This is a genomic window from Calditrichota bacterium, assembly GCA_013152715.1.
Taxonomy (GTDB): domain Bacteria; phylum Zhuqueibacterota; class Zhuqueibacteria; order Thermofontimicrobiales; family Thermofontimicrobiaceae; genus 4484-87.
This window is the reverse complement of the sequence record JAADFU010000046.1, coordinates 17277-30927: the sequence shown is the minus strand read 5'-3', so window position 1 is coordinate 30927 and position 13651 is coordinate 17277. Positions and strand designations below refer to the sequence as shown.

At 44.7% G+C, this 13651-nt stretch carries 11 protein-coding genes; all 11 read left to right on the top strand.

Annotation, left to right across the window (positions count from 1 at the left end):
• On the top strand, positions 1-213 hold a 213-nt coding region (locus tag GXO74_04165; GenBank protein NOZ60855.1), incomplete at its 5' end, for a CDP-glycerol glycerophosphotransferase.
• Positions 214-241: 28 nt separating this feature from the next.
• The gene (locus GXO74_04160) at positions 242-955 is read left to right on the top strand and encodes an NTP transferase domain-containing protein (GenBank protein ID NOZ60854.1); all 714 of its coding nucleotides are present in this window, start codon (positions 242-244) and stop codon (positions 953-955) included.
• Positions 936-1571, top strand: coding sequence for a threonylcarbamoyl-AMP synthase (locus tag GXO74_04155; GenBank protein ID NOZ60853.1), 636 nt, complete (start codon positions 936-938; stop codon positions 1569-1571). The genes GXO74_04160 and GXO74_04155 overlap by 20 nt, the downstream gene beginning before the upstream one ends.
• The gene (locus GXO74_04150) at positions 1568-2080 is read left to right on the top strand and encodes a low molecular weight protein arginine phosphatase (protein NOZ60852.1); all 513 of its coding nucleotides are present in this window, start codon (positions 1568-1570) and stop codon (positions 2078-2080) included. Before GXO74_04155 ends, GXO74_04150 begins: the two co-directional genes overlap by 4 nt.
• On the top strand, positions 2081-3088 hold the full coding sequence (locus GXO74_04145; protein NOZ60851.1) for a DUF3108 domain-containing protein: 1008 nt from the start codon (positions 2081-2083) through the stop codon (positions 3086-3088).
• 1 nt (position 3089) lies between these two features.
• Positions 3090-4037 (top strand): hypothetical protein, encoded by a 948-nt coding sequence (locus GXO74_04140; GenBank protein ID NOZ60850.1) that lies wholly within the window; start codon positions 3090-3092, stop codon positions 4035-4037.
• 486 nt (positions 4038-4523) lie between these two features.
• Positions 4524-5882 (top strand): NADP-specific glutamate dehydrogenase, encoded by a 1359-nt coding sequence (gene gdhA, locus GXO74_04135; protein NOZ60849.1) that lies wholly within the window; start codon positions 4524-4526, stop codon positions 5880-5882.
• Between the two features lie 208 nt (positions 5883-6090).
• A complete protein-coding gene (locus GXO74_04130) occupies positions 6091-9069 on the top strand; it encodes a hypothetical protein (GenBank protein NOZ60848.1) in 2979 nt (992 codons plus the stop codon).
• 202 nt (positions 9070-9271) lie between these two features.
• Positions 9272-12130 (top strand): hypothetical protein, encoded by a 2859-nt coding sequence (locus GXO74_04125; GenBank protein NOZ60847.1) that lies wholly within the window; start codon positions 9272-9274, stop codon positions 12128-12130.
• 118 nt (positions 12131-12248) lie between these two features.
• Positions 12249-12443 (top strand): hypothetical protein, encoded by a 195-nt coding sequence (locus tag GXO74_04120; protein ID NOZ60846.1) that lies wholly within the window; start codon positions 12249-12251, stop codon positions 12441-12443.
• 189 nt (positions 12444-12632) lie between these two features.
• Complete coding sequence (locus tag GXO74_04115) at positions 12633-13625, top strand: hypothetical protein (protein ID NOZ60845.1); 993 nt, start codon at positions 12633-12635, stop codon at positions 13623-13625.
• Positions 13626-13651: the final 26 nt, after the last annotated feature.

The window sequence follows — 13651 nt, the reverse complement described above, 5'->3', positions numbered from 1 at the left end:
GGCGGTGCTTTTGTTCACATCAATTCAGGGAAGCAAATCCGGGATGCTGTGGAACAATGTCTGCATCCGACAAAAGAGATGATCGCCCGGGCGGATGAGTATCGGGAAAGATTCTTTTACAAATTGGACGGAAAAGCAACCGAGAGATTTGTGAATAAATTGGAAGAATTGTTTGAAGAAGGCGGACATGAAAATGATCCGGATGAAAAATGAAATATAAATGGAAATTAAGGAAAAATTAATGAAAGCAGTTATCATCGCTGCCGGAGCGGGAAGTCGTCTTGATAGCGAGGAGCCGAAAACTCTACTGCCATTCGGAGACGAGACCATTCTGGCGAATATTTTGAAAAATATTTCAAAAGCTGGAATCGATGAATTCGCAATTGTCGTTGGATTTCAGGCTCAGCATATCATTGATTATTTGAAGAAAAATGACTATTTTGGTTTTCAGATAGAATTTGTCAAAAATGATGAATGGAGACGCGGGAATGGCGTTTCCGTATTGGCTGCCAGAGATGCCGTGGGAGGAAATCCTTTTTTGTTGTCCATGTCCGACCACATCGTTTCCAGCAGCGCAATTGAACGGATTTTACGTCATCCGCGAGAAAATAATTTATTGCTCGTTGACCCGCGAGTTGATCAGATTTTTGATATTGATGATGCTACTAAAGTGGAAGTGAACGGCCGTTACATCTTGAATATCGGAAAAGAGATTCCAAAATATAATGCCATCGATTGCGGTATTTTTGTACTGGATCAGCGTTTTTTCACTGTGATGGACGAACAACAACGATCAGGAAAAGAATCAATAAGCGCCGGCGTGACAAAATTGATCGAAATGAGACAAATGGAAGCTGTTTTCATGGATGAAAATGACTTCTGGATCGATATTGATACTCCGGAATCATATCAGTTTGCATTGAAAGAGGAGAAGTATGGAAATCATCAAACTTGATCCCAAACATCCTGATTCGGACGATCTGGACAGAGGAGTCGCCATTATCGAGCGCGGTGGCGTGATCGGCTACCCTACGGATACAATTTACGGACTGGGAGCAGACGTCAATAATGATAAAGCCGTGGAAAGGGTGTTTGCCTTGAAAGAGAGGCAGAAAAGCAAGCCCATTCTCATTTTAGCCGCCTGGCTGGAGCAGGTGCAATCATTGACGGAATTCTTCCCGGAGCAGGCAAAAATTCTCGCGTCTCATTTCTGGCCCGGCCCTTTGACCATGGTTTTTCCGGCAGCCGCTCATGTCAATCCGTTGATTACGGGCAGCGTCGGTACCATCGGCGTGCGCATTCCGTCCCACCGTATTAGTCTGGAACTAATCAGGCGCAGCGGCGTTCCTATCACGTCCACGAGCGCGAATCTCGCCGGAGGACCTAATCCGACCAGCGCAGACGATGTCATTAAAACTTTCGGCGAAAAATTAGACGCCATCATCGACGCCGGGGCTTCGTCGACTTCGCTGCCGTCGACCGTGGTTTCCGTGGCTGGCTCGGAAATAAAAATTCTTCGCGAAGGAGCAATAGCCAGGGAAAAAATCGAACAGGTAATCGGAGAATTATGAGTAAACCATATCACATACTTTTTGTCTGTTCGGGCAATGCCTGCCGCAGTCCTATGGCTGAAGGATTGTTAAAGAAAAAATTGTACCCTGAATTTTTAAAAAAAGTAGAAATTGAATCAGCGGGGACTCTGGGTTTCATTGATTCACCAGCCACAGATTACGCCGTCAAAGCGGCAGAAGAAAAAGGAGTGGATATTTCTTCCCATAAATCGCAACCGCTGACAAGAGAGCTTGTAGATAAAACGGATCTCATTCTTGTCATGGCAAATCACCACAAAGATTTCATCAGAAATCATTTTCCCGATTCCATCGACAAAGTTTTTCTGCTGACCGAATTCGCGAAAGACGACCTGGAAGACAGACAGGATTTTCCTCCGATTCCCGATCCCATTGGAGAGACGCTGAGTTTTTACCGAAAAATCATCGAACAAATCGACCGGGAATTAGTCCGAATTTTAGCAATCTTAAGAGAACAAATCGAGGAGCAGAATAATGAAGAGACCAAATAGATGAAATGCCCGTTCCCGAAAAAATGCGAATTGCTGGTAATTTTTATGCTGCTGATTTTTCTCTCAATGCAGGGGAATTTATCCGCTCAAAACCAAAATCCGCTGCCGGATACAACTAAAACGAAAGCGGATACCACGCTTGCCGATACTTCAAAATCAAAATCAGAATCCGCGAAAATTGACAGTGCCATCGCCGGGGAAGATTTGCTAAACGAAAAATATGAAAGCAGGCCCACAGAATACGACACGACGAACAAAATCCTTTTGCCGCTCAATTTGAAAAAAGACAAATTCGCCTATTTCGACGCCAGCCAGTCCATTGATCGCGTCATTCCCAATAATGCTTTTGATGTCAAAGAAAAACTCACTTTTATCATTCGCTACGGCCCGATAAAAGCGGGGACTGCCATCATGTCAATCCCGAAAATTGTAGAAAAAATGGGCCGTCAATGCTACAAAATTCAGACCGAAGCCAGATCAAGCGCTTTTTTCTCCGCCTTTTTCAAAGTCAGAGACAAAATTATCTCCTACATGGATAAAAACGGACTTTTCAGTTGGGGATTTGAGAAACATCTGCGCGAGGGAAAATTTTCCTCGGATCGAGTTGTCGTTTACGACCAGTATCACGGCTGGGCAGTGACTAACAAAAAAGATAGTTTGCAAATTCCGCCCGACGTACACGATATTCTCACGTCTTTTTATTTCATCCGTACGCAAAAATTAGAGGTTGGGAAGTCTCTCTTTCTCGACAACCACGCGGACAATAAACTCTATCCATTGGAGGTCAAAGTTCACAAAAAAGAGCGAATCAGAGTTAAAGCCGGCACATTTGATTGCGTCGTGGTGGAGCCGATTTTGCGCGCCGAGGGACTTTTCAAAAGCAAAGGAAGATTATTGGTCTGGCTCACAGATGATGAGAGAAAAATTCCCGTGCAAATGAAAAGCAAAATTATCATCGGCTACATCACGGCTGAATTGAAAAAAATGGAAGGAGTGAAAAAGAAATAACATGTCCCGCTACCGCGAAATTGATTTGAGCAAAATCCGCACCTATTCCATCAAAGACAGACCGAGTAAAGTCAATGCCGGCGCGTTAGCCAAACCCTACAAAACAGGCATGAACATCAAAGAATTTATTTCATCCCTTCCGGAAATTCTCGTCGCTGCGGATTTTAAAAAATTAATCGAAAAAATCGTTACCGCTCACAAAGATGGCAAACAAATTATTCTTATGATGGGCGCCCACGTGATAAAATGCGGTTTGAGTCCTCTGATCATCCAACTGATGGAAAAAAACATCATTAAAACTCTTGCCCTGAACGGCGCCGGCATGATTCACGACACAGAGATGGCGTTCTGGGGCGCCACTTCCGAAGACGTGGAAACCGCTCTTGCCGACGGTAGTTTCGGCATGGTGAGAGAAACGCCGCATCACATTTTTGCCGCCGCCAAAAATGGAATCGCTAAAAAACTCGGCTTTGGCGAAGCTGCCGGAAAGTACATTCTGGATTCAGACGCTGATTTTAAACAGATCAGTCTTCTCGCTGAAGCCTATCGATTGCAAATTCCCGTGACTGTCCACGTGGCGATCGGAACGGACATCATTCACCAGCACCCGCAAATGGACGGCGCGATGATCGGTGCGCTCAGTTTTCGCGACTTCAAAATTTTCGCCCATCAGGTCAGTTTGCTCGACAAAGGCGCCGTTGTGCTCAACATCGGATCGGCAGTGCTGCTGCCGGAAGTTTTTCTGAAGGCGCTCACCATCGCGCGAAATTTAGGCCATCCGGCGCATGGTTTCGTTACCGCGAATTTCGACATGATTCGCCATTACAGGCCTCAGATGAACGTGGTTCACCGCCCGACAGTCACCGGCGGTAAAGGTTATTCTTTTACGGGACATCATGAAATCATGCTTCCTCTTTTGGCAGCCGCTATTCTGGAAGAAATCGAGTAGCGTAATATTTTATTTTTAAATCAGGACATTTTTTTTAAAAAAAGTATTGACAATTAAAAAAAAAATTTGTATGTTTGGGGCATAAAAACCCTAATTTTATTATCCGATTTTGTCATTTTGCATAATTTATGTAGCCTTTTTTTATATTAGAAAAAATTTCACACCTGATGTGGACTGTAATGAATCAGCAAGCTTCAGGACTATTTTGTTATGCTTAAAGACCAGGACGGAACAAAACTGGCTATTCATTTTTTTTCAGAAATAATAGCAGCTTGTCAAAAAACAGTCAAGATGGATGACGAGCAGATAGTAAAACACATTTCATGGTTTTCCTTCTCTAAGTTGGTTAGGCTTTTTGAGTAACAAGGCAAAAACTGAAGTGCCGGAAACACGGCGCTTCAGTTTTTTTATTTTTGAACAGAAAATTAAGTTGGAAAATCTAACTCACTTTAACTCAAAACATTAAAATTGTAAGGAGAGGTTCTTATGTCATTCGTTGATGAGATCATGGACCAAGTCAAAGCTAAGAACCCTGCCGAACCGGAATTCCATCAGGCAGTGCAGGAAGTTGTTGAATCTTTGGAATTAGTGATTGAAAGACATCCTGAATTTCGCAAAGCTAAAATTGTGGAAAGAATTATTGAGCCTGAACGCGTGATTATGTTTCGAGTACCCTGGACAGACGATCAAGGTGAAGTACATGTAAATCGTGGTTTCCGAATCGAGATGAACAGCGCGATTGGTCCTTACAAAGGCGGTTTGCGTTTTCATCCTTCTGTAACTTTGGGTATTTTGAAATTTTTGGCTTTCGAACAGGTCTTCAAAAATTCACTGACTACATTACCCATGGGCGGCGGCAAAGGTGGCTCTGATTTTGATCCCAAAGGTAAGAGCGACAATGAAGTCATGCGTTTCTGCCAAAGTTTCATGACTGAGCTTTTCCGTCACATTGGCCCAAATACTGACATTCCAGCCGGGGACATCGGTGTTGGCGGCCGTGAAATTGGATTTTTGTTCGGCATGTACAAAAAATTAAGAAATGAATTCACCGGCGTTCTGACCGGAAAAGGCCTCAACTGGGGTGGTTCCCTCATTCGTCCGGAAGCTACCGGTTATGGCGCTGTCTATTTTGCTCAGGAAATGCTGTCAACGCGGGGCGAAACGCTGGAAGGCAAAACCTGTCTGGTTTCCGGTTCCGGAAATGTGGCGCAGTACACCGTGGAAAAATTGCTGCAATTGGGCGCCAAGCCTGTCACGCTGTCTGATTCCAATGGCTACATCTACGATCCCGAAGGAATCGATGAGAAAAAAATAGCGTGGGTAATGGACTTGAAAAACGTGCGGCGCGGACGCATCAAAGAGTACGTCGAGCAATTCAAATCGGCAACCTACACCGCGGCAGATCCGTCTCTGAATCACAATCCGCTCTGGGATCACAAAGCCGACTGTGCATTTCCGTCAGCGACGCAGAATGAAATCAATGGCAAAGACGCCGAAAATCTCATTAAGAACGGCGTTTACGTCGTATCTGAAGGCGCAAACATGCCCACGACTCTGGACGGGGTGAAAGTTTTCCTCGACAAAAAAATTCTGTACGGTCCGGGCAAAGCAGCCAATGCCGGCGGCGTGGCAGTTTCTGGGCTGGAAATGTCTCAGAACAGCCTGCGTCTGTCTTGGTCGCGCGAGGAAGTTGACAAACGGTTGCACGGAATCATGAAGAGCATCCATAAAGCCAGCGTGGAAGCAGCGGAAGCTTACGGCGCTCCGGGCAATTACGTCAATGGCGCCAACATCGCCGGATTCCTGAAAGTTGCCCGCGCGATGATGGATCAGGGTGTGTGCTAACTTTGGGATTCATTTTTGACTTCACGAAGGGCGTCATTTGGCGCCCTTTTTTTTTCTCAATTGGCCTCTTGGAAAAATTCATTTCTCGCCGCTATTTGGCAGATGATATTTCATATTTGAATAATTTTGCTTGCATTAAATAAAGAATAAAGCTATATTTTAACCGAATAGAAAACTCATTAAACGAACAGTATACGAAGAATCCGCCATGTTTCAAAAAGACGATAGCCGCTACCGAATACAACAATATGAGCCACGATTTCAGGATTTTTTTGACCTGATGCCGCATCACATTCGGGAAATTTTGCTCGTTTCCAGTCTCTACGATTCCTTCATTCTGGAAGAAGACGGGCAATTGGGCGAAAATCTGTACGCTGATTATTTCGACCTGCAACTTTCTTACGCTCCGAGAATCACGCGCGTATCGACTGGCGAACAGGCGCTGCAGGAAGTCAAAGACCGAAAATTTGATCTGGTGATTTCCATGTTGCGATTGAGCGACATGGATGTTTTTACTGTGGCGAAAAAAATCAAAAAAATCGACAAAGATTTGCCGGTTGTGCTTTTGGCGTACCAGTCGGACATCATGGCGCATGCCGCTGATCCGGTGGCCCACCCGGAAATAGACCGGACTTTTATTTGGAGCGGCGACACAAAGATTCTGCTTGCCATCACGAAGCTTTTTGAAGACAAAAAGAATGTCGCGCATGACATCGAATATGGCGATGTGCGCGTCATTATTATCGTGGAAAATTCCCGGCGATATTATTCGCTTTTTTTACCGATCATCTACACAGAAATTATGAAACAGACCCAGGCGCTCATCGCCGAAGGTTTGAACGAAATGCACAGACAACTGCGGCGGCGCGCTCGACCAAAAATTTTATTGGCAGAGACCTACGAAGAAGCCTTTGGCCTCTACCAGAAATATCAAAACAATGTACTCGGCATCATTTCAGACATTAGTTATTATCACCACGGACGAATGGATCCAGATGCCGGATTCAAATTAGCGCAGAAAATTCGCGCCTCAGATCCGGAGTTGCCTTTGCTGCTCATGTCCACCCAGACACAAAATGCGCAAAAGGCCGAAAAATCTCATGTGAGTTTTTTAAACAAAAACTCGAATAGTTTGCTGTTGGAGCTGCGCCATTTTATCAAAGGACAATTGGGGTTCGGCGATTTCATTTTCCGAGTGCCCAATGGAAAAGAAATAGGCCGGGCAAAAAATTTGAAAGAATTAGAAAATTTGTTAGCCACCGTTCCCGACGACTCCATTGCGTACCATGCCTCGCGAAACCATTTTTCCAACTGGCTGATGGCGCGGACCGAATTTGCGCTGGCGCAAAAATTGCGTCCGAAAAAAATCTCTGATTTTGAAAATATTCAACAAGTCAGACAGCATTTGATCGAGTCAATTTCTCAATTGAGAAAATCAAAACAACGCGGCGTTATCGTTGAATTTTCCCGTTCACGATTTGATCAGGAAAGCGCTTTTGTCAAATTTTCCAGCGGGTCCCTCGGCGGAAAAGCGCGCGGTATCGCTTTCATTCGCGCACTGTTGGACAAAAGTCCGACGCGAAAAAATTTTCCCGATATCGAAATCAAAGTCCCGCGCACGGATGTCATTGGCACCGACTTTTTTGACGAATTTCTCGATGTCAACAACCTTCGCCAACTTGCCATTGAAAGCGACAACGACGACGACATCGCGCGAGCGTTTCTCAAAAAGAAACTGCCTAAAACTCTCATGGAAAATCTGAAATTTTATTTGCAGCACGTCAATTATCCGCTGGCAATTCGATCATCGAGTTTGCTGGAAGATTCTCAATTTCAGCCTTTTGCCGGACTTTATTCCACTTACATGATTCCCAATAACGACCCGGACATAAAAGTTCGCTTGCAGCAATTGTCAGACGCCGTCAAACTGGTTTACGCGTCCACCTTCTACCAATCTCCCAAAGCGTACATCAAATCTCTTTCGCGCAGCATTGAAGAAGAAAAGATGGCGGTGATCATCCAGCAAGTGGTGGGAAAACGGCACGCCGATTTGTTTTATCCCAATTTTTCCGGAGTCGCCCAATCGTACAATTTTTACCCTATTTCCTATCAAAAGCCAGACGACGGCGTCGCGATGGTCGCGCTGGGATTAGGAAAAATAATTGTCGACGCCGGCAAAGCGCTTCGCTTCTGCCCGCGCTATCCCAATGTGCTGCCGCAATTTTCCACTCCCGAAGAAATTCTGGAGAATTCTCAACGTGAATTCTTTGCATTGAATTTGGGGCAATCTAATCTTGCACTCACTCGAGATGAAAATAGCACCTTGACGCTGGAAAATTTGGACACCGCGGAAAAGCAGGGAACGCTCTCCCCCATCGGCGGTGTCTATTCTGTGAATAACAACATCATTTACGACGGCATTTACGAGCAAGGCCCCAGAGTGATCACATTCTCGCACATTCTGAAATCCGATCTGTTCCCGCTCGCGTCAATATTGAACGATTTGTTAGAAATTGGCAGATTGGGAATGGGCTGCGCTGTGCAGATCGAGTTCGCCGTCAATTTCAGACAACGCGCCGAAGAAAAAGACGAATTCTACTTTTTGCAAATCAGGCCTATGGTTCACGGCTACGAGGAATCTGATGTCAAAGTTGACAACATTCCCCGCGAGCGCATCATGTGCGCTACTTCCAACGCCTTGGGAAATGGCGTCACGTCAAACATTTCTGACATCATTTATGTCAAGCCGGAAAATTTTTCAGCGATGAACACAGTGAAAATGAAATTGGAAATCAATAAAATCAATAGTCTGTTAGTCGAACAAGGAAGAAATTACATTCTGATCGGCCCCGGACGCTGGGGAAGTTCTGATCATTTTCTGGGGATTCCTGTCGCCTGGGAAAATATCTCCAACGTCAAACTGCTCGTGGAGACCGACCTCGACGGCTTTAAAGTCGAACCTTCACAAGGGACACATTTTTTTCAAAACATCACTTCGTTTTACATCGGATATTTCAATGTCCGGCAATTCAGAAAAGATAGTTTCATCGACTGGAATTGGCTGGACAGCCTGCCTGCAGAAAATGAGACGGATTTTGTGCGCCACATCCGGCTCGACGCGCCAATGGAAATTCGCATCGATGGCCGAAGCAGAAAGGGAGTAATCTTAAAGCCGGAGAAAAAATAATTTTTTTTGGAACAGGCTAAATTTTCCTTGCTATTTTCAAAAATTTTCTTATATTTGTGCTCGTTTTTGTACCTTATTTATTTAGCCTGACGTTATCAAAAACATTATTTTATTCTTTATTTTTATTCTTTTGCAGTATTTTATTATGAAAATTTTTAATTTTAATATTGATAAAAAATCAAAGTTCAGGGAGAGTTGAATAATGGACTTCTATGCAGAATCGTCCGCAAAGACAGGTTTGAGCGTTGAAAATATCAAAGAAATTGAAAAGCTCATTCGGCAACGAGGCAATTTCAAAGAAGAAAAAGTGAGAAACGGGATTTATCATTTTTGCTGTAAGTTGGGAATGCACCCGCACTATTTTCGCACTACCCCCATTGAATCCATTGCCAGCCACATCGAGGCGATTTTGGCCGCGGAAATCGTGGCAAAAAATCGCGGCAGCAATCAATTGGACGTCGATTTTGTCAGCGAGCAGCAGGATTCCGCCATGTACCTGGTGAACGACGACCACGAAAAAGCCATCGAAATTGAGCGTCGTCTGGAGAATGCTTTCCCCGATTACCGCTTGCAAAGTTACCGCACACCGGGAATCGATCTGGATTCGCATTTTCGCAGCTACTTTGTAGAGCGGCCTGTTTACGCCGTGCCGGACGCGCCATTTGACGAAATAGACGTTGACAAGGTCGCCGCGCGCCAATTTCTGGAATCAACAACCAGGGAAGCCAAAGACCGCTACCAGCGCGTGTTGAAAGAATCCTACAATTGGCTGCAACCCTACATTAACGTCACCGATAACGTGCGCGACGAAATTCGATTTATGATTTCCGTGCCCATGGAAGGAAGCCGCCGCTTCATTTCCGGAATTTCTGACATCATCAATTATTACGGACTGGTTAGCAAACACAAATACGCCGAGCCTTTTTCCAACGGCCGGCTGATCATTTCCATCTATCTCGACGCCGAAAGCACCCGCCCGCACATCGAAAATATGGCCAACGACTTCAGTCTGATTTACATCAATCCGGAAAATGAACTCTCGCCGCTGATCCGGCAAAACCTGCTCTCGGTTCACGAAGCATTTTACGCCGCCAGCGCCTGGAAATTTACCCATCAATTCCTCACCAGTTTCAACATCGAGTATACGGCGCTGAGAAATGCAGTTGTCGATCGGCCGGAATTGATGGACATTTTGAATACGCTGCGGACGCGGCTGGTGAAAGACGCTTTTACGGAAGCGCGGATTTTGCAAACGATTTTTGATTATCCCGAAGAAATAAAAAAACTCTATCGCAATTTTCACAATAAATTTCATCCGCAGGAAACTTTTGCACCGGAGAAAATTGAATCTTTTTCAGAAACTGCGGCTCATGAAATCGATCGGGATATTCTGAAATTTTTCAATCTGTTCAACCAAGCGGCGCTGAAAACAAATTTTTACAAACGCTCAAAAACATCGCTCTCTTTTCGGCTCGATCCGACGCTGTTTCTGGACACCATCGGGTACCCGGACAAACCGTTTGGCATTTTCATGATTTTGGGAAAAGAATTCCGCGGCTTTCACGTTCGCTTCCGCGACATTGCCCGCGGCGGCGTTCGCATCGTTCGTTCGCGCGACGCGGAAAATTACGACCAAAATTCCGATTTTATCTTTGATGAAAATTACAATTTGGCCTCCACGCAACAGCGCAAAAATAAAGACATTCCCGAAGGCGGCTCCAAAGGGACGATCTTGCTGAATCTGGCTTACCAAAACAACGGCGAAGCCGCATTTCAGAAATACGTGGATGGTTTGCTGGATTTGATTTTGCCCAATGAAGAGATCAAAAATTACTACAGCAAAGAAGAAATTCTCTTTCTGGGTCCGGACGAAGGCACTGCCGACGTTATGAGTTGGGCGTCGCAGCGCGCGCGGCGTCGAAATTATCCGTTCTGGAAAGCATTCTCCACCGGCAAACCGCTTTCCGAAGGCGGCATTCCGCACGATGTTTACGGAATGACAACTAATTCGGTGCATGAATACGTGCTGCGCATGCTGAAAAAAATGGGGCTCAAAGAGGAAAATATCACCAAAGTACAAACCGGCGGCCCTGACGGCGACCTGGGCAGCAATGAAATTTTGATTTCAAAGGATAAAACGCTGTGCATCATCGACGGCAGCGGCGTGCTATTTGATCCCAATGGATTGGATCGAAAAGAATTGATCAAACTGGCAAAGAAGCGCGTCATGGCGGACAATTTCGATCAATCAAAATTGTCATCAGCGGGTTTTTTCGTCCACATCAATGACGTTGACAAAAAATTGCCCGACGGCACCGTGGTCAAAAGCGGGCTTGATTTTCGCAATACATTTCATCTGAATCCGCGCTTCAAAGCCGATCTTTTCGTGCCTTGCGGCGGCCGCCCCAAATCAATTAACATCCAGAATTGGAAACAACTGCTCGACGAAGAAGGACGTCCGGCATTCAAGTTTATTGTCGAAGGCGCCAATTTATTCATCACACAGCCGGCGCGACTGGCTCTGGAGGAAAAAGGCGTCATCATCATCAAGGACGCTTCCGCCAATAAAGGCGGCGTCACTTCTTCGTCGCTGGAAGTTTTGGGCGCTCTGGCACTCACAGACGATGAATATGAGAAATTGCTCTGCGTGAAAGACGGGAAAATACCGGAATTTCGCAAAGCCTACGTGGCAGATGTGCTGAATATCATTCGCAAAAATGCGCGGCTGGAATTTGATGCGCTGTGGCGCGAACACCAGAAAACGAAAAAGCCGCTCTCCATTCTCTCGGATGAATTGAGCAACAAAATAAATAATGTCACCGATTCCATCCATCGTTCGGAACTGTGGAAAAATTCAGCGCTGCTGCACGCAGTGGTCGAATTCCACTGTCCGCCGACGTTAGTGAAAAAAATCGGCGTAGAAAAAATCATCCAGCGCGTGCCTAAAAATTACCTGCGCGCCATTGTCTCGTCCTATCTGGCGAGCCACTACGTTTACGAATTCGGTCTCCATGCCGATGAGATTGATTTCCACCAATATCTGGGAAGATTTGGGTGCTGATAATATTTTGATGAATCAGAAGAAGCCAGTCGAGAGTTCGGCTGGCTTGTTTATAGTTTCTCAATTTCCTTCGATTTAGAAAAAAGCCGATTGACAATTTTGTTCTTGAAGTCCGTAAATGGGGCAGGGAATTTATGTCGTTGGGTTGGATTACTACACAGGTTTCATCGTCAATACGGGCGAACAAGTATGGTTTATTCACTCATCTTACATGGAACCGCTGAAAGTGATAAAAAAATTAGCATTAGAATCCGCCATTCTCAAATCTTCAAATTATCGCGTTTTCGGAGAACTAACAGCGACGATGCTTTAGTCTTGAAATGGCTCGAAGGAGAGCGGGTTTAGGGATAAATTTCAGAAAAATAGAGGAACCTTGATATACTCTCTTTAGTATAAAAATAAAATGTTCAGCAAATTTAGCCGAAAGGATATTACTACTAAATTGCTATGGTTTTTCCTCAATAAATATCAAATTAAACAAAATTCAGAGGAGTAAACCGTCATGAAACATATTAAGATTTCTGCATTCCTTCTTCTTTCTCTTTCGCTTCTTTTTGTTCATTGCTCTGAAAAGTCCCCTACAATTCCCGACAGTTTCAAATTGCTTCCACAATCCGACATTTCCCTCATGCTCGCCAACTGGCACGATTGTTCCATCCCAGCTTCTTCAAACAAAAACTTACAATCGCGGGGAGAACTACTGTGGTACAATCCGTATTGCCAGGTTTTGATTAACGATATCTGGCCTACGATTGAAGTAACTCCCGAGACTATTCACCGTGTCCAGGTCCTGCATCTTTATTTTGATCCCGAACAAAATATTTCTGACGCGGCAGACTCTTGGAATGGCATTATGTTCTATCTCGATGAAGAAACCAGGGATAAAATCGTTTCCTCTGACAGGCTTGAAATAACTGTCAAAGGAGATAAAGGTCGGCTTCATTTTGATTTCGGCGAAATTTCCGAAGATGTTATTCCTGACGGAAAATTAAATTCGGAAGATTTGCCAATTTATGGCATACGCAACGGTGTTCTCGACAATGGAGAAGACATCGGACTGGATGGTATGGCAGGAAGCAATGATTTCTGGGATATTAATGCAAATGGCATAAAAGATGATTTTGAGCCGTATAGCAACGACGACTGGGAAATGCAGGAAAATACTGGCTGTGATGATATCCCAAAAACATGCCGCACAGAAGGAAATCTGCAATTAGATACTGAAGACCTCAACGGAAATGATAGATTAGATACACTCAACAACTACAGCGAATATATTTTAAATCTCGATAAATCACGCGCCGATACTGCCTTGATAATCAGAACGTTGCCGACAAATGAACAAAAGGGCTGGTTCACATACAGCATCGATTTAAAAAACCCGGCTGTTATTATTCACAGCGCGCCGGCCTGGGATACGCGATCTGTCAGAATTTGGATTGACGGGTTAGAGTCAGCTTCGCACATTGAAATTGCAGCGATGGTTTTGAAGTAAAAGTACAAAATAAGCAGCATTATCAG

Excerpts from the sequence above, each read along its gene's own strand:
- GXO74_04155 (NOZ60853.1), top strand. The coding sequence starts at position 936 with ATGGAAATCATCAAACTTGATCCCAAACATCCTGATTCGGACGATCTG.
- GXO74_04145 (NOZ60851.1), top strand. The coding sequence starts at position 2,081 with ATGAAATGCCCGTTCCCGAAAAAATGCGAATTGCTGGTAATTTTTATG.
- gdhA (NOZ60849.1), top strand. The coding sequence starts at position 4,524 with ATGTCATTCGTTGATGAGATCATGGACCAAGTCAAAGCTAAGAACCCT.
- GXO74_04140 (NOZ60850.1), top strand. The coding sequence starts at position 3,090 with ATGTCCCGCTACCGCGAAATTGATTTGAGCAAAATCCGCACCTATTCC.
- GXO74_04160 (NOZ60854.1), top strand. The coding sequence starts at position 242 with ATGAAAGCAGTTATCATCGCTGCCGGAGCGGGAAGTCGTCTTGATAGC.
- GXO74_04130 (NOZ60848.1), top strand. The coding sequence starts at position 6,091 with ATGTTTCAAAAAGACGATAGCCGCTACCGAATACAACAATATGAGCCA.
- GXO74_04125 (NOZ60847.1), top strand. The coding sequence starts at position 9,272 with ATGGACTTCTATGCAGAATCGTCCGCAAAGACAGGTTTGAGCGTTGAA.
- GXO74_04120 (NOZ60846.1), top strand. The coding sequence starts at position 12,249 with ATGGGGCAGGGAATTTATGTCGTTGGGTTGGATTACTACACAGGTTTC.
- GXO74_04150 (NOZ60852.1), top strand. The coding sequence starts at position 1,568 with ATGAGTAAACCATATCACATACTTTTTGTCTGTTCGGGCAATGCCTGC.
- GXO74_04115 (NOZ60845.1), top strand. The coding sequence starts at position 12,633 with ATGAAACATATTAAGATTTCTGCATTCCTTCTTCTTTCTCTTTCGCTT.